The sequence below is a fragment of the Ensifer adhaerens genome, from assembly GCF_013283195.1.
GTDB lineage: Bacteria > Pseudomonadota > Alphaproteobacteria > Rhizobiales > Rhizobiaceae > Ensifer > Ensifer adhaerens_G.
In genome coordinates, this window is sequence record NZ_JABEKT010000002.1 from 235,882 (window position 1) to 252,448 (window position 16,567).

Sequence of the window (16,567 nt, forward strand, 5' to 3'; positions counted from 1 at the left end):
GGGAACTCCCGGGAAAGCCGACCGTGAAACGCCGAGACATATGTGGACCATCAGCCGGCCGTTGATAAGGGCCAGGGCGAAAAGTGATCTGAAAAGTTGAGAGGTCGTCGGTGCCGGTTCAAGCGCTGGCGGTCGACAGGATCGCCGGATGATCGATGTCGAGAACCGGCAATTGCAGCCTTATCCGCGCGCCGGACCAGGAGCCGAAAAGGATGTCGATGCGGCCGCCATGCAGCCGGGCGATCTCACGGGCGAGATTGAGACCGAGGCCGGCACCACTCGAACGCGGGCGCAAACGGTAGAACGGTTCGAAGACGCGCTCCCGTTCGTCGTGGGGAATGCCGGGACCGTCATCATGAACCTCGATGCCGCCCCGCGCGTCGACCAGCACGGTTATGGTTCCGCGGTTGCCACCATGCTCGACGGCATTGCGCAGGAGGTTGGCAACGGCCTGTTCAATCTGCTGCACATGAACGCTGATCGGCACCGGTTTCGTCGCATTCGCCTCGAAGGCAAGTTCGTAGCCGGCTTCGAAAGCAAGAGGCGCGAAATCGGCGGCAAGCGTTTTGGCCAGGGCAACGAGGTCAACGACCTCACGGCTGCCGGTGCTGTGCTCGAGCACCTGGCGTTCCAGAAGTTGTTGCGCCAGATGCGATAGCCGCTCGATATCCTTCCTCAGCCGTGCGCTCTGCGGATCTTCCTGCAGCAATTCGGCGCGCGTGCGAAGGATGGCGATCGGCGTGCGTAGTTCGTGCGCCGCGTCGGTCAGGAAGCGATTGCGTTGGTCGTAACCTTCGTCCAGACGGGAAAGCGCGTTGTTGAAGGCATGTACCATCGGCGCGATTTCGGTCGGAACCTGGGCCGTTTCCAGCTGCACCGCGCGATTGTCGATATCGATCCTCCCGGCCTGATCGGCCGTCGCAACGAGACCGGCAAGCGACCGTCGAACGACAGCCGGCGTAGTGACCAGCGTGGCGACCCCCATAACCACAATGATCGGCAGCAGCAGGCAAAGCACAAGGAGTGCCAGGACCGGCAGCACGCGCAGCCAATCAGGATTGCCGTCGGCATCCTTTGCCATGTCGGCATTGACACTGATCTCGACTTCGAGCCCGTCGTTCTCGTCGCGCGACGAGATCGAAGAGGTAAGAATCTGCACCCGGCCGACGTCGGTGTCGACATTGGCAAGTGCTGCTTCCGGCCTCCGGTCGCCCTCGTCGAACCGCAAGGTTGCACGACCGATGTTCTTCAAGAGTTCGCCGCCAACCGCTTCGTACGCCTGCGGAACGCTTCCCTGCTGGACCACATGTCCATCAGTGTCGCGGATCACGAACCAGAGATTGGGAAAATCCTCCCGAAACGCACGGAGTTCCTCGGTGTCGCGCACCAGCAAGCCGCCGTTCTCGTCGCGGGCCATGGCCTCAGACAGGTGCTTTATGGCCGCCTCGTTGTCGATGATCAGGCGAGGCTGGGCAATCATCAGGATCGCAACCAAGAGGGCGATCAAGGCGACGAACGACGCCGCCTGCAGCAAAATGAGGCGGCGCACCAGCACCCATTGAAGCGAGCGTGGGCGAGATTTTTTCATGCCGTGGCGCGCAACAAGTAGCCGAGGTTGCGGATTGCCCTGATCTCGACACCGGCTGCAACTTCCTCGAGCTTTCGCCTCAGCCGCGAGAGATGGGAATCAAGCGCGTTGGAATCGATCTCATCTTCCATCGCGTAGACGGAATCTTCCAGGGTTGCGCGCAAGACGGTGCGGCCCGGCCGGCGCATCAACGCCTCCAGTGCCAACCTTTCCCGCCGCAACAGATCAAGCGGCTTGTCGTCGACAACAGCCTCGCGATGGCGGAAATCATAGGTCAGGCGGCCGACCAGGATCTGGTCGGACTTGAGCGTGACGGGACGGCGGCCGAGTGCCCGAAGCCGCGCCATCAGCTCCTCGACTGCAAACGGCTTGGCGAGATAGTCGTCGGCGCCACCATCGAGCCCGGTGACGCGGTCGTTGATGGTGCCGAGCGCCGTCAGCATCATGATCGGCGCCTCGACGCGCAACGCGCGCAGCTTCGGAATGAGGCTCAGGCCCTCACCGTCGGGCAGGCGGCGATCGAGCACGATCACATCATAGGACCAGAGCTCGACCACGGCCTCGGCATCCGCGAGCGTGGAAACATGATCGACGATCACCTGTCGACGCTCGAGCGCGGTCTTCAGGGCCGATGCCATTTCGGGCTCGTCCTCTAGCAGCAAGATGCGCATGCCGATCTCTCCTGATTGCGGCTCCGGACGGCCGGTGGCCGTGGTGCCGAATGCATCATTTCTCAAATCAAAGCGGAGTTGAAGTGCTCACTCGCATTCGAGCTTTGGTTGACGGAAATTGGTGACGTACCAGCGGCCGCCCTGCTGGCGGGCGTAGAATGTATAGAAGCATTCCTGCTCCTCAACATAGCCGGGCGTTACGTATTCTTCATAACGTTGGCCGCGCCGCGTGTCGCGTATCTCACCGCTGGTCGAACCGGAAACAACGTTGGTGGAGATCTTGCGCCACTGGTAGGCGCGCTGATCCCAGCCGAGATCGAGAACTGCCGAGGGCGGACCGTAGTCGATGATGACCGATTCCACCGGCTGGCCGATATAATTCTTCATTTCGGTGGAAGCACAGCCGGTGAGAGCGAAGGCTGTGGTGGCGGCGATGGCGGCGAAGACGCCGCGCGCGTTGCAAAGGGGCATGTCCGATCCCGGGTTCGAATTGTCTGCCCCGGAGCTAATCTGCCAAGATTACATAGACATTGCGGTCGTCTTCGAGCGTTGCGCCACGCGGTCGGCGTCAGGCGGCCCGGTTGGCGGGAGCGTCGTCGATGCTGGCATAGACAAGTCCCGGCTGGACGATCCACTCGCCCTGCCGCAGCGACTGCACATCCGGTCCGCCACCAGCGTTGCGCGCGGCCACGCCGACGAACCGATACCGAAGCCCGCTGCCGTCGGTCACCGTTTCGCGGATGGGCCGCCCGGCGAGGTATCCGACGACCTGTCCTTCGAAGCGCACATTCGCCAGGATGAAATACTCGGTGGGCAAGTTCCGGCTTTGCTTCGCAGCGGGCTTGAATGCGCTTCTGATCTTCATTGCGTGATACTCGTCGTAGGTTTTTCGTTTGCTCTTCGAGGCACCGTTTCGGGCATGCGTGCCGGGTAAAGAGAAGGCGGCCGTCTGAAGTCACGTGAAAGCGGCATGAGCATGGCAACAGCGCTCAAGATTGCGCTCGTTCGTCATTTCGCTGCACGGCCGATCATCCAAGAATGCCGCACCCACACCGAGAGCCTAATCCGACCGCCCATAGAAAATCGCTTGGTAAGATGCGGCTTCGGAGTAAGGAAAGCGTAAGGCGCTGTGCCCCGCCCAGGGCAGGCCATCCGTTTCGACCGGTTAGGCGACCGTGGTGCAGGACGACTGACGGACCTTCGTCGAGACGGATTTCGGCTCGAATGCTGCACCATTCAGACGGAGGGGAGGTCTGCGCGGCCGTGATGCGATAAAGATGAGTTTTTAACTCATATTTGTTGTGTGCGTTGCACGGACGCGCTAATGAACGCCGCGGCCGGCCTTCTGTCGGCGCATTGCCATCCATCCTCTTCCCGCCGGCCGGTTCGGATCCGTCCTGAAAACAGACATGTCAGAGAAATCAGCTTCGCATTCGATGCTCGACGACGCGATCGTGGCTTACTACGACGAGCTCTGCACGATGACGCGGCAGCGCGGCCATGCGTCGGCAACGGCAAACGACGTCGTTCACGAACTCTATGTGCGGCTGGTGGACCGGCGCACTTCGCTTCAGGGCAAATCGTCCTTGCGTGCGTTTCTGCGCCGCGCTTGCGCCAATCTCGGCATCGATCGGCTGCGCCGCGACCGCTTCGAACTCAAGCTTTTCTCCGGCAGCGAAGAAGAGGCGCTTGCCGTTGCGAGCGATATCGCCGCTCCCGATGCCAACATCGACCTTCGCCGCAGGCTGCAGATTCTGAAAACGGCGATCATGGAGATGTCGCTGCAAAGACGTCGCGTTTTTCTCGCCAATCGGATCGGCAATCTGAGCTCCGACGAAATTGCGATGCGCACCGGCATCAGCCGCAACATGGTGGACCGGCATCTGCGCAAGGCCTACCTGCATTGCCTGGATCGTCTGGAGGAGGTGTCGTGATGGCGCTTGATAGACGGCATGCGCCGACCGGCAAAGCATCGGATCGCAACCACAAGACGCGTGAAAAGCGGGTGCGTGAGCAGGCGGTGAACTGGCTGGTGCTCCTGAACGGCGACCCTTCGAATGAAAAGCTGCAACTGGCGTTCGAGCGGTGGCGTGCGGAAGACCCTGTCCATGCCGAAATCTTTGCGCGGGCGCAGAGGGCGGTCGGCGACGCCACGCTGTTGATCCGGCGCGAGCCGGAGTTTGCCGAGAGGGCGGTGCAGGCGCCCGCAAATCGCCGAAAGACCCTCGCCTCGCTTGCCGCCGTCCTTATCGTCGGCATCGGCGCCTTTCTCGCGCTCGACGGCGCAATGTGGATGCGCGCGGACGTCATAGCCGGAACTGGCGAACGGCCGACCCTGAGGCTCGACGACGGCTCGACGCTGCAGCTCAACGCCCAATCGGCTGTCGCCTACGACTTCACCCCAGGCGAACGCCGGATCGTTCTGTTGCGTGGCGAGGTGTTTGTTCAGGTTGCGACCGACAGGGACAGGCCGTTCGTCGTCGAGGCGGGAGCGGGAACGACGACTGCGCTCGGAACGGCATTCGACGTCAACCTCACCGACGACGGGGCCAGCGTCACGGTACTGGAGCACGCGGTGTCGGTTGCGACAGACCGCGTGACATCGCCAAGCCGCGTCGAGGTCAACGAACAGGTGAGTTACAATCATGAAGGCAGGCTCGGCGACACCAAGCCGGTTGATCCGCTGTTGGCGGCCGCATGGCGCGACGGGCGTCTCGTCTTCGACGGGCGCACCATCGCGTCCGTCGTCGAGGAAATCGGTCGTTACATCCCGGGCAAAATCCTGATCGCCGATGCCGCGGTCGGCGCCAGACGTGTCTCCGGCAGCTTCGATCTCTCCGATCCGGTCAGGGCGTTGCAGGGTCTTGCCGAAGCCTTCGACATCAAGGTCACCCGGATCGGACCCTACGTCACGATCCTGCGCTAAAAAAATCGGACGCGAGGTGTCCCTGTATCGGGACCTCGTTCGTCCAGAAACCAGACCCGGCCTCTTCTCGGCCATCCTTCATTGTCTGGGACCATCATGCCATATTCGAATGCGACCGGCGGACGCCGCCACTCCGGAATTTTCAACCTGCTGATGGCAGGTACGGTGTTTGCCTTTACGGCCACGGGTGCGCTTGCCCAGGATGCCTCGGTGCATCATGTCGATGTGCCGGCCGGCAAGCTGACCGCCGCCGTCAACCGCCTCGCGAGCCAACTCAAGCTGCAGGTCGTGTTCGACAGCTCGGTTGCGTCAGGGGTCAGCACATCTGGTCTTTCCGGTGAGATGACGGCGGATGAGGCGCTCTCGCGGTTGCTGAGTGGAACCGGCGTCCGCTATCGCTTCGTCGGCGGGTCGACGGTAAAGCTCATGAGCGCCACCGAAACCTCCGAGCCGGTCGAAGCCGACGGGACCAAGCTCGCGCCGATCGTCGTGCGCGGCGATGCCAATCGCGGCGATCGGGCGCCGAATGTCGCCATCCTCGATGCCGAAGACATCGAGAAGGCACAGGCCTCGAGCCTGCCGGAATTGCTGCAGAAAACCCCCGGTGTGTCGCTGGGCGGTGGAGTGCGCATCGAAGGGCAGACGATTGCCATTCGCGGCTTCGCCCGGCAGTCCGACGTCAGGATCATCCTCGACGGCGCACCGAAGAATTTTGAGAAATACGACCAGGGAACGGTCTTCATCGAGCCCGAATTGCTCAAGCGCGTCGAGATCGAAAAAGGCGCGACCTCGGTGCGTTACGGCAACGGCGGCTTCGGCGGCACCGTGCTGATGGAAACCAAGGACGCGACCGACATGCTGCGGCCGGGTGAGGAGTGGGGCATCTGGGCCAAGTCCGGATTCCAGAGCGCCAACAAGCAGTTTCTCGAAACCGGCGCGCTCTACGGCAAGTCGGATTTCGGCGGTCCGGTCACCTATGACGGCCTTCTGGCGGCGACCTGGCGCAAGAGCGACGACATGCGCGTCGGCGGCGGCGAGATCTACAACTATTCCAATTCGAAGCTCACGACCCTGCTTGCCAATGTCGGTGCCGAGTATGACGGCCACGAGATCAGGGGCACAGTTGCCTACGGTGAGAACGACAACTGGGGGCCGGTCGCCGCCATCCGCGGCCAGTCGGCGCCGTCGGATTTCAACATCGCCCGCTACGGCTATAAGGAAGCGATGCGCCGCCTGCTCACCTGGCGCGAGATCGAAGACTTCACCTCGACGCTGAATTACAGTTATGCCGGCGACAGCGACCTGGTGAACTACCGGATGATGGCGAGCTTCTCGTCGACCAGCCAGCACGCGACGCGCCCCGATATCCCCGGGCTCAACCCGAGCGCATCGGTCGGCGGCTATGAGAACGATGCCACCTATAGCGACATCAAGTTCGAAGCCGAAAACACCTCCAACTTCACGCTCAGCGGCCTGTCGCACAGCCTGAACTACGGCGTCCAGTATCTCGACCATGATCGCGACATCTGGATGTACGACATCGCCAACCGCACCCAGGCACAATACAATTATGGCTACTACGCTCCCTGGTTCATGCCGGAAGGCACGCAGAGGACCGTTGCGGCCTTCGTTCGCGACAGGATCGAGCTCACCGACACCCTGACCGTGACGCCGGGCCTTCGCTATGACCACGTGCGTTCCAAGGGCGTGCCGAACGATGCGCCGCGCTTCAACAATCCGCTGGCTGGACACGATTATTCTGCCGTCTCGCATCAGGGGGTGACGCCGGCGATCAGCCTTTCGTGGGAAGCAGCGCCCTCGGTGCGGTTCTTTGCCGACTGGGCCTATGCGATGCGCGTGCCCAACATCGACGAGATCTACTCGACGCAGAGCGTACAGACCAAGGCATCCGGCACCAGCCGCGATCTCGACGTCGAGCGCAACAGCACCTTCAATATCGGCGTCGATATGAGCTTCAACGATGTACTGACGGCCGATGACATGCTGTCGACGCGGATCTCGGCCTACAACAACCACGTCTCCAATCCGGTCACACGTCGGTTTGGAACTATCAACCTGGCCGGCGTTTCCGGCAATGTCCCGTTCTACTGGAACACCCCGTCCTACGATATCAGGGGCATCGAGCTGCAATCGCATTACGAGACCGAACGCATGTTCGCCGATCTCGGTGTCTCCTGGATGACAGGCGAGCGCACCGGTGCCGTCAACAATGTCTGGGGTCCCGACACCTACATCAACGACCTCGCGCCCCTGACGGTGATCGCCACCGCTGGCATCAAGGTGCCGGACCGGGACCTCGCGTTCGGCTGGACCGGGACCTTCGTCGATGACCAGAACCGTACGCCCTACAATCAGGGCGGCCAGACCTATGCCCGCCCGCCGAGTGCCGGTTATGCGGTGCACGGCCTCTTCCTCGACTGGACGCCGACAACGGGCCTCATGGAAGGCGGCGAAGTGCATCTGGCGATCGACAACATCTTCGACAAGTACTACGAGCCCTATCTCAGCGACGGTATCTCGGCGATGCCCGGCCGGAACTTCAAGGTCGCGATCAGCCGGAAGTTCTAGGCCTTCAATCGCATTAGACCGGCCCGCTTACGGGCCGGTTGCCCCTGGCGATGCATCGCTTATCGCCGGCGGCAGGCAGTACGACGCCACCCTTTGTTGCTGCGCTCAGTTCGTTCGGATGTGTAAACTTGCGCACGGGGCGCCGCATCCTTGTCAATCCTTGCTTGACAGAGGTCCATTGCCCGTATCTTAATCTTGTCTACGGATTGAGCAGCTCAGTCCTTTTCACATGACCCTTATGGTCGACGGGCAGTTTCGCCCCATGATGCCCCATCTCCGATGGGAAACGCGTCATGGGGTTTTTGGTTTTTGGCAGGTCCATGCGTGACGCGGTGAAGATCGGTATCCTGTATTCGACAACCGGCCCCTACGGGACGATGGGCCGCGACTGCCGCGATGGCGCCGAGTTGGCGATCGATGAGATTGCGGCGCGCCACCCCGGCCGCATCGAGCCTGTCTTCGTCGACCCGCACGCCAATATCGATCAGTACCTCGAAGGCGCACGCACGCTGCTGCGCGATCAGGGCTGCCGGCACATCGTCGGCACGATCACGTCGCTGGCGCGCAAGGAGGTCATTCCGCTCGTCGAAAAGCATGACGGGCTGCTCTGGTACATGTGCCCCTATGAGGGTTTCGAGGCCAACGACAACGTCATTTACACCGGCGGCTGCCCGAACCAGCATCTGCTGCCGTTGCTCGACTATCTCTTGCCGCGCTTTGGTCGCCGGCCCTATCTCGTCGGCGCCAACTATGTCTGGGGCTGGGAAATGAACCGGCTCGCGCGCGAGCTGATCGAAGAGGCGGGCGGATCGGTGCTCGGCGAGCGCTATCTGCCGCTCGAGGAAACCGCGGTCGAGCGTATCGTCGCCGAGATCGAGCAGCGGCGGCCGAGCTTCATCCTCAACAATCTCGTCGGCCCGTCGAGCTATGCCTTGCACGCCGCGATCCGGGCGCTCGGCGAACGCGATCCCGCCTTCCGCCCTGAAAACTGCCCGGTCGTCAGCTGCGATCTGCAGGAATGCGAGCTCATCGACATCGGCCTCGGCGTGGCGACCGGCCAGCTCTGTGCCGCCGCCTATTTCGACACGGTAAGTTCCGCCGAAAATGCGGCATTCAAGGCTGAAGTGAGCGCGCGGTTCGGCGCTTCGCGTCGGATTTCCAGCGTTTTTGCCAGTGCCTATGCCGCCGTCAAGCTCTGTGCCGAGGCAATCATCGATGCCGGCACCGACGATCCGGCCGTGGTGTCCCGCCTGCTTTGTGCGGCGCCGCGCTCGACCGTTCTCGGCCCGCTGCGGATCGATGCCGAAACCCGCCACGCGGCACTTCCCTTCCACCTTGGGCGCATCAATGACGAGGGTGGCTTCGATATCATCGCTTCCGAGCCCGCCATCGTTGCCGATCCGTATCTGACGGGTCGTCGCACGCGCAAACCACCCCAGCTCCGGATCGTCTCATGAGGGAAACACCCAACTTTGCCGGCTGGCGTGCCACGATCCTCCATCGCGAGGATGCAACGACCGAGCGGCTCACTCGCCAGCTGAAGCTCTTCGGTTTCCACGTCCTTGTGCAGTGGACGCCGCTTGCCGCCGACCATCTGCCCGATCTCATTCTGGTCGACGCCGATCAGGGCTGGACCGGACTGTTGCCATGGACCGACGAACGCGCGCCGCGACCCCTCGTTGCCCTGCTTGGGTCTGAAGCTCCCGGCCGTGTCGCCTGGGCGATGGATCAGGGTGCCTCCGCCATCATCGCCAAGCCGCTAGCCTCGTCGGCGGTCTATCCCGCGCTGGTCATGGCGCTTGCCATCCATCGCGAGCGCCAGGCCATCGTGGAGAAGATCGCCCATCTGGAAGAGCGGGTTCGCATGCGCCCGCTGGTCCATGCCGCTGTGCAGAAAATCAGCCATGCCCGCAAGCTGGATGAGGAGCAGGCCTATCGGATCCTGCGCAACTGCGCGATGCAGCGTCGGCTGTCGATGGAGCAGGTCGCCGCCTCGATCATCGGCGGCGCCGAGCCGCTGCCGGAGGCTGGCTGATGCAGGCATTGAAAGCCATGGTCCGCCAGCCGGCAGCGCTGTTCGGCCTGATCGTCGTTGCTCTTGTGGTGTTCCTTGCGATCGCCGCGCCGCTGATCGCGCCCTATAGCCCTGACGAGCAGATGTTCGACGGGTTGACGCTGGAGGGCGCGCCGCTGCCGCCGAGCGCGCAGTTCCTGCTCGGCACCGACACGCTCGGGCGCGACCTGTTCTCCCGGCTTCTCTACGGCGCGCGCACCTCGCTCGTTATCGGTCTCGTCGCCAACGGCATCGCGGTGACGATCGGGCTGCTGATCGGCATTCTCTCCGGCTATATGCGCGGCATCGTCGGCGGCGCGCTGATGCGCTTCACCGATCTGATGATGGCCTTTCCGGCGTTGCTCTTGGCCATCGTTCTCGCAGCATTGTTGCGCCCCAGTCTCTGGATCGTCGCCATGGTGATCGCGCTCGTCAACTGGGTGCAGGTGGCGCGCATCGTCTATACCGAAACGCGCGGGCTGGTGGAGCGCGACTTCATCCTGGCCGAGCGCTCGCTTGGCGCCGGGCATGGCCGCATCCTCTTTCATCACATCCTGCCGCATCTGATCCCGACGGCGATCGTCTGGGGAACGCTCGGCATCGCCACGACCGTTCTGCTCGAAGCGACGCTCTCCTTTCTCGGCATCGGCGTGCAGCCGCCGACACCGTCCTGGGGCAATATCATCTTCGAAAGCCAGAGCTATTTTCAGGCCGCTCCCTGGCTGGTCTTCATCCCCGGTGCCGTCATCCTTTTGACCGCGCTGTCCTTCAATCTGGTCGGCGATGCTCTTCGAGACATACTCGACCCGACGCAGCGGGGGAGGGGCTGACATGGTTTTCCTCCTCCTTCGCCGTGTGGTGCAGACCGCGCTCATTCTTCTGGGCGTTGCCGCCATCACCTTCCTTCTTCTCTATGCATTGCCTGCCGATCCGGCCCGCATGATCGCCGGCCGCAGCGCCACGGCGCAGACGGTTGCCAACATCCGGCGCGAACTCGGTCTCGACCAGCCCCTGCTCGTCCAGTTCTGGAGCTATCTGCAGGGTCTGTTTCAGGGGGACCTCGGACGGTCCTATGCGCAGAAAACCGATGTCGGCGCGCTGATTGCCGCCCGGCTGCCGGCGACCTTGATCCTGATGGCGGCAGGCATCGCCGTCGAGGTGGTGCTCGGCGTGTTTCTCGGCGTGCTCGCGGCCGTGCGCCGCGGCGGCTTCGTCGACCGCGCCGTGATGATGGCGTCCTTCGTTGGCGTCTCGGCGCCGCAGTTCGTGGCGGCACTCTTGCTGCTCTACGTCTTCGCCGTCACGCTCGCCTGGTTTCCAATGAGCGGCTTCGGCACGCCGGCGCATGTGGTGCTGCCGGCGCTGACGCTCGGTGTTCTCGGTGCCGGCTGGTATGCGCGCATGGTGCGCTCGGCGATGATCGACGTGCTCAACCAGGATTATGTCCGCACTGCCCGGGCAAAGGGCCTGTCGTCGGCGCGCATCATCTTTCGTCATGCACTGCCGAACGCGCTGCTGCCGATCATCGCCATGATCGGCATCGATATCGGCCAGTTCATGAGCGGCGTCGTCGTGGTCGAGGCCGTCTATGGCTGGCCCGGCATCGGCCAGCTCGCCTGGCAGGCGATCCAGCAGGTCGACATTCCAATCATCATGGGGGTGACGCTCGTCTCGGCGCTCGCGATCGTGCTCGGCAATTTGCTTGCAGACATTCTCGCTCCGCTCGTCGATCCGCGCATTCGCGCCCGTTAAATTATGCAGCAACCAAAAAGGGGAACAACAATGTTCAAAAGCTGGCTTCGAAATTCAACCGTCGCAACGGCGCTGATGCTTGCGCCGCTACCTGGCTTCGCGCAGGACGCGCCAAAGCAGGGCGGCGATATCGTCATCACCTACAAGGACGACATCGCCACGCTCGATCCGGCCATCGGCTACGACTGGGTCAACTGGTCGATGATCAAGAGCCTGTTCTCGCGGCTGATGGACTATACGCCCGGCACCACAGAGCTGGTGCCGTCGCTTGCCGAGAGCTTCGAGGTCGCGCCCGATGGCCTGACCTATACGTTCAAGCTGCGCAAGGGCGCGAAGTTCACCAATGGCCGCGAAATCGTCGCCGCCGACGTGAAGTACTCGATCGAGCGTGCGGTCGATCCGAAGACGCAAGGGCCGGGCGCCGGCTTCTTCGGCGCGATCAAGGGTTTTGACGACGTCACCGGCGGCAAGACGACGACGCTCGAAGGCATCGAGGCACCGGACGCGTCGACGGTGGTCTTCCGCCTGTCGCGCCCCGATGCGACCTTCCTGCATGTTCTCGCCGTCAACTTCGCCTCCGTCGTGCCGAAGGAAGCGGTCGAAGCCGCCGCCGGCGATTTCGGCAAGAAGCCGGTCGGCTCGGGCACCTTCATCCTGAAGGATTGGACCGTCGGCCAGAGCCTGACTTTTGAGCGCAATCCGGATTATTTCATCAAGGACATGCCGCACATCGACAAGTTCACCGTCGAAGTCGGGCAGGAGCCGCTGGTCGCGCTTCTTCGCCTGCAGAAAGGCGAGGTCGACATCGCCGGCGACGGCATTCCGCCGGCAAAGTTCCTCGAGATCAAGAACTCGCCCGAGGGCGCCGAGATCATCGTCGACGGCCAGCAATTGCACACCGGCTATGTGACGCTCAACACCAAGGTCAAGCCCTTCGACGACGTCAAGGTGCGTCAGGCCGTCAACATGGCGATCAACAAGGAACGCATCACCCGCATCCTCAACGGCCGGGCAACGCCCGCCAACCAGCCGCTGCCGCCGCTGATGCCGGGCTACGACAAGGCCTTCACCGGCTACGCCTTCGACGTCGAAAAGGCCAAGGCCCTGCTTGCCGAAGCCGGCCACCCCGATGGCTTCGAGACGATCCTCTATTCCACCAACACCGATCCGCAGCCGCGCATCGCCCAGGCGATCCAGCAGGATCTGGCAGCCGTCGGCATCAAGGCCGAGGTTCGCGCGCTCGCCCAGGCCAACGTGATTGCCGCCGGCGGCACCGAAGGTGAAGCACCGATGATCTGGTCGGGCGGCATGGCCTGGATCGCCGACTTCCCGGATCCGTCCAACTTCTACGGTCCGATCCTCGGCTGCTCGGGTGCTGTCCAGGGCGGCTGGAACTGGTCCTGGTATTGCAACGAAGATCTCGACGCACGCGCGGTTGCTGCCGATTCCATGTCGGATCCGGCCAAGGCTGGCGAGCGCCAGGCGGCGTGGGGCAAGATCTTCACCGACATCATGGCGGATGCGCCCTGGGTGCCGGTGACCAACGAACGCCGTGTCGTCGCCAAGTCGCCGCGCATGGGCGGTGCCGGCGAAATCTACGTCGATCCGACCCGCGTCATCAACTACGACGCGATCTACGTGAAGCAATAAGCCCTTGGGCTCTCCGGACCTCGATGTCCGGGGAGCCTCTTATCATCTGGGGAGAGAAAAATGTGCGTTGCCTGCACCCATACCATTCACCGCGCCAAACACCACTTCGGCTGGAACCGCGATTTTGAACCGACATTGATCGCCAAGCCGGGCGAGACCATTCATTTCGAGTGCCTGGATTCGTCGGGCGGACAGTTGGGTGCGGGCTCGACGCTCGAGACGCTGGCAAAGCTCGATTTCAACCGGATCAATCCGGTGACCGGTCCTGTTTTTGTCGAGGGTGCTGCACCCGGCGACGCGTTGAAGGTGACGATCCGCCGCTTCGTCCCATCCGGCGTCGGCTGGACCGCCAATATTCCGGGCTTCGGCCTGCTTGCCGACCAGTTCAGCGAGCCGGCGCTGCACATGTGGTCCTATGACGCCATCAGCATGGCGCCGGCGCTTTACGGCCCGGGCGGTCGCGTTCCGCTCAAACCCTTTGCCGGCACGATCGGCGTGGCGCCGGCCGAACCGGGTCTGCATTCCGTCGTGCCGCCGCGTCGGGTCGGCGGCAATCTCGATATTCGCGACCTGACCTCGGGCGTGACGCTCTATCTGCCCGTCGAGGTCGAGGGCGCGCTGTTTTCGATCGGTGATACGCACGCGGCCCAGGGCGACGGCGAAGTCTGCGGCACCGCCATCGAGAGCCAGATGGAGGTCGAAGCGACCATCGAACTCGTCAAGGATGCGCGTCTCGCAAGTCCGCGCTTCACAACGCCGGGGCCGGTCACCCGCCATCTCGACGCCGCAGGCTACGAAGTTACCACCGGCATCGGTCCCGATCTGATGACCGGCGCGCGCGAAAGCCTGATGCGCATGATCGACCTGCTCGGTGCCGAGCATGGATTGAGCCCGGTCGATGCCTATCTGCTCTGCTCGGTCTGCGGCGATCTCAGGATCAGCGAAATCGTCGACGCCCCGAACTGGGTCGTGTCCTTCTACTTCCCGAGGATCGTCTTTTCGTGACAGCATCCCAATCCGCTCCCCCGCCGGTTCTCCGTGTCGACAGACTGTGTGTCGATGCACGAACGCCCGAAGGCGCCAAGCGCGTGCTCGACGAAGTCAGCTTTGACCTGAAGCTCGGCGAAACGCTGTGCATTGCCGGCGAGAGCGGATCAGGAAAGTCCGTCACGTCGCTGGCGATCATGGGATTGCTGCCGAAGGCTTCGCTGCGGATTGCGTCCGGCAACATCCAGCTCGAAGGACGCGAGCTTTCGCGCCTTTCGAATTCCGCCATGCGCAGCGTGCGCGGCGGCGATGTCGCCATGGTGTTTCAAGAACCGATGACATCGCTCAATCCTGTGATGTCGATCGGCGCTCAGCTGACCGAGGCGATCCGCGAGCACCAGGGCTCGGAAGGTGTTTCGGCCGAGGCGGTGGCACTGCGCATGCTCGATGCCGTGCACATCACCGAGCCGGCGCGACGGTTGACGCAATATCCGCATGAACTCTCGGGCGGCATGCGCCAGCGTGTGATGATCGCCATGGCGCTCTCCTGCCGGCCGAAGGTGCTGATCGCCGACGAACCGACGACGGCGCTCGACGTGACAGTGCAGGCCCAGATCTTGAAGCTGATGAAGGAATTGAAGCAGGAGTTTGGCGCCTCGATCATCCTGATCACCCATGACATGGGCGTGGTCGCCCAAATGGCCGACCGCGTCGTCATCATGCAGCAGGGAAGGGTCGTCGAGCAGGGCGGGGTGCTACCGATCTTTGAGACGCCAAGGGCACCTTACACCCGCGAGCTTCTGGCGGCGGTGCCGAGATTGGGCGCCCATGCCGGCACCGATGGACCACCGCGCGTGGGGTCTGAGCCGCTGGTCGGGAACCCGGAGACGGCAAGCCCGGTGCTATCGGTGCGCGGCCTTGAGGTTGACTACGGCAAGAAAGCGGGTTGGTTCTCGAAAGCCAAGGAGAGCCGCCCGGCGGTCAGCGACGTATCCTTCGAGATCCTGCCCGGCCAGACCCTGGGGCTGGTTGGCGAAAGTGGGTCGGGCAAGTCGACCACCGGCAAGGCGGTACTCGGGCTGGTGCCGTTCAGCGGCGAGGTTCTCGTCGATGGCTGCGATATCGGCCCGCTCAGCCAGCGCCAAATGCGGCCAGTGCGGCGCTCGGCGCAGATGATCTTTCAGGACCCCTATGCCTCGCTCGATCCACGCATGGCGGTCGGCGCGGCGATCGCCGAGCCGTTGATCATCCACGGTATCGGCAACAGGAGCGAGCAGGACGATCGGGTTGCCGATCTTCTGCGGCGCGTCGGGCTCGGGCCGGATGCAGCCAGCCGCTATCCGCACGAGTTTTCTGGCGGCCAGCGCCAGCGCATCTGCATTGCCCGGGCACTCGCCGTCAACCCGAAGCTGATTGTTGCCGACGAAAGCGTTGCTGCACTCGACGTCTCGGTGCGTGCCCGCGTGCTGGACCTGATGCTGGAACTGCAGGAGACGATGGGCCTTGCCTACCTCTTCGTCTCTCACGATATGGCCGTGATCGAACGCATGTCGCACCACGTCGCCGTCATGCGCGCGGGCCGCATCGTCGAGATGGGCACGCGCCGGGCCGTGTTCGAAGATCCGCAGGAGCCCTATACGCGGGCATTGATGGCTGCAGTCCCCATTCCCGATCCGGCACTCAGAGCGGTTGCGTGACGACGAGGATGTCCAGCGGGGCGATATTGGCTGTGCACAGGGGATGTGCGCAGCCAGACTGACCGCGTCTTCAGCGCGCGGCATCTAGGATTGCTGCAAGCAGAAGATTCCGAAGTTGAGAGCGAGCAGTGCGAGAAGCGTTGCCAGGAAACTTCCCAGGGCGGCGAGGGTTCTCTCTCCACCGGGTTTTCCACGATGCTTGCGGGAGAAGACGGTGGCGATCGCAACGCCCAGGGATATGCCGGCAACAGCCGGCATGGACATCAGTTGCATCGTAGATCCTGTTTGACGGTGCGGAGCCTATCGGCCGTGCGCGGTGTTGGCGACCTGTGCGACGACCATTCAGCCTGCGGAATTCATGAGATCACAGGCCAATAGCCCGGCCGCGCAGCCGCAGCGCGCCTTCGAGCGCATCCTTGACCTGCAGCGCGCGGCGCAACCCCGGGGACTGGGTCTCACCCGCGGCCTCGATGGCGTTTTGTGCATGGGAGATGGCGATATTGATTTCGGCATCGCTGACCGATCGATCGAGCGCCAGCGCCTGCGCGGCGGCCTCATTTTCCATTGACATCATGTCACTCCATCAAATCACCCGGCATCGGGCAAATCACCCAGCATCGGGTGAGGAGCGTGTACTTAGGTGAAGCCCCGCGC

General features: G+C 63.1%; 16 protein-coding genes. 10 read left to right on the top strand and 6 right to left on the bottom strand.

Features of this window, described 5'->3' with window-relative positions:
* Positions 1 to 118: 118 nt before the first annotated feature.
* The 4 genes from LPJGGPFB_RS17595 to LPJGGPFB_RS17610 form a co-directional block, all read right to left on the bottom strand.
* Positions 119 to 1,588, bottom strand: coding sequence for a sensor histidine kinase (locus LPJGGPFB_RS17595; RefSeq protein WP_173421254.1), 1,470 nt, complete (start codon positions 1,586 to 1,588; stop codon positions 119 to 121).
* Positions 1,585 to 2,259, bottom strand: a complete 675-nt coding sequence (locus LPJGGPFB_RS17600; RefSeq protein ID WP_173421255.1) for a response regulator — start codon at positions 2,257 to 2,259, stop codon at positions 1,585 to 1,587. Before LPJGGPFB_RS17600 ends, LPJGGPFB_RS17595 begins: the two co-directional genes overlap by 4 nt.
* A gap of 87 nt (positions 2,260 to 2,346) precedes the next feature.
* On the bottom strand, positions 2,347 to 2,730 hold the full coding sequence (locus LPJGGPFB_RS17605; RefSeq protein ID WP_173421256.1) for a hypothetical protein: 384 nt from the start codon (positions 2,728 to 2,730) through the stop codon (positions 2,347 to 2,349).
* A gap of 97 nt (positions 2,731 to 2,827) precedes the next feature.
* Positions 2,828 to 3,124: a hypothetical protein gene (locus LPJGGPFB_RS17610; RefSeq protein WP_173421257.1), complete on the bottom strand. Its 297-nt coding sequence runs from the start codon at positions 3,122 to 3,124 to the stop codon at positions 2,828 to 2,830.
* Between the two features lie 544 nt (positions 3,125 to 3,668).
* Here LPJGGPFB_RS17610 and LPJGGPFB_RS17615 point away from each other — a divergent pair.
* The 10 genes from LPJGGPFB_RS17615 to LPJGGPFB_RS17660 all read left to right on the top strand — a co-directional run bounded on the left by LPJGGPFB_RS17615 (position 3,669) and on the right by LPJGGPFB_RS17660 (position 15,913).
* Complete coding sequence (locus LPJGGPFB_RS17615; protein WP_173421258.1) at positions 3,669 to 4,193, top strand: RNA polymerase sigma factor; 525 nt, start codon at positions 3,669 to 3,671, stop codon at positions 4,191 to 4,193.
* Complete coding sequence (locus LPJGGPFB_RS17620; RefSeq protein WP_173421259.1) at positions 4,193 to 5,185, top strand: FecR family protein; 993 nt, start codon at positions 4,193 to 4,195, stop codon at positions 5,183 to 5,185. The genes LPJGGPFB_RS17615 and LPJGGPFB_RS17620 overlap by 1 nt, the downstream gene beginning before the upstream one ends.
* Positions 5,186 to 5,281: 96 nt before the next feature.
* Positions 5,282 to 7,774: a TonB-dependent receptor gene (locus LPJGGPFB_RS17625; RefSeq protein ID WP_234902924.1), complete on the top strand. Its 2,493-nt coding sequence runs from the start codon at positions 5,282 to 5,284 to the stop codon at positions 7,772 to 7,774.
* 320 nt (positions 7,775 to 8,094) lie between these two features.
* A complete protein-coding gene (locus tag LPJGGPFB_RS17630; RefSeq protein WP_173422212.1) occupies positions 8,095 to 9,231 on the top strand; it encodes a transporter substrate-binding protein in 1,137 nt (378 codons plus the stop codon).
* On the top strand, positions 9,228 to 9,809 hold the full coding sequence (locus tag LPJGGPFB_RS17635; protein ID WP_173421260.1) for an ANTAR domain-containing response regulator: 582 nt from the start codon (positions 9,228 to 9,230) through the stop codon (positions 9,807 to 9,809). Before LPJGGPFB_RS17630 ends, LPJGGPFB_RS17635 begins: the two co-directional genes overlap by 4 nt.
* On the top strand, positions 9,809 to 10,657 hold the full coding sequence (locus tag LPJGGPFB_RS17640; protein ID WP_173421261.1) for an ABC transporter permease: 849 nt from the start codon (positions 9,809 to 9,811) through the stop codon (positions 10,655 to 10,657). The genes LPJGGPFB_RS17635 and LPJGGPFB_RS17640 overlap by 1 nt, the downstream gene beginning before the upstream one ends.
* Before the next feature lies 1 nt (position 10,658).
* The gene (locus LPJGGPFB_RS17645) at positions 10,659 to 11,579 is read left to right on the top strand and encodes an ABC transporter permease (protein WP_173421262.1); all 921 of its coding nucleotides are present in this window, start codon (positions 10,659 to 10,661) and stop codon (positions 11,577 to 11,579) included.
* Positions 11,580 to 11,609: 30 nt separating this feature from the next.
* Positions 11,610 to 13,229, top strand: a complete 1,620-nt coding sequence (locus LPJGGPFB_RS17650; protein ID WP_173421263.1) for an ABC transporter substrate-binding protein — start codon at positions 11,610 to 11,612, stop codon at positions 13,227 to 13,229.
* A 60-nt stretch (positions 13,230 to 13,289) separates the two neighbouring features.
* A complete protein-coding gene (locus LPJGGPFB_RS17655; protein WP_173421264.1) occupies positions 13,290 to 14,234 on the top strand; it encodes an acetamidase/formamidase family protein in 945 nt (314 codons plus the stop codon).
* A complete protein-coding gene (locus LPJGGPFB_RS17660; protein ID WP_173421265.1) occupies positions 14,231 to 15,913 on the top strand; it encodes a dipeptide ABC transporter ATP-binding protein in 1,683 nt (560 codons plus the stop codon). Before LPJGGPFB_RS17655 ends, LPJGGPFB_RS17660 begins: the two co-directional genes overlap by 4 nt.
* A gap of 84 nt (positions 15,914 to 15,997) precedes the next feature.
* Here LPJGGPFB_RS17660 and LPJGGPFB_RS17665 read toward each other — a convergent pair whose 3' ends face one another.
* Entirely contained in the window at positions 15,998 to 16,186 is a 189-nt protein-coding gene (locus LPJGGPFB_RS17665; RefSeq protein WP_173421266.1) for a hypothetical protein, read from the bottom strand.
* Positions 16,187 to 16,277: 91 nt separating this feature from the next.
* Entirely contained in the window at positions 16,278 to 16,478 is a 201-nt protein-coding gene (locus LPJGGPFB_RS17670) for a hypothetical protein (protein WP_173421267.1), read from the bottom strand.
* Positions 16,479 to 16,567: the final 89 nt, after the last annotated feature.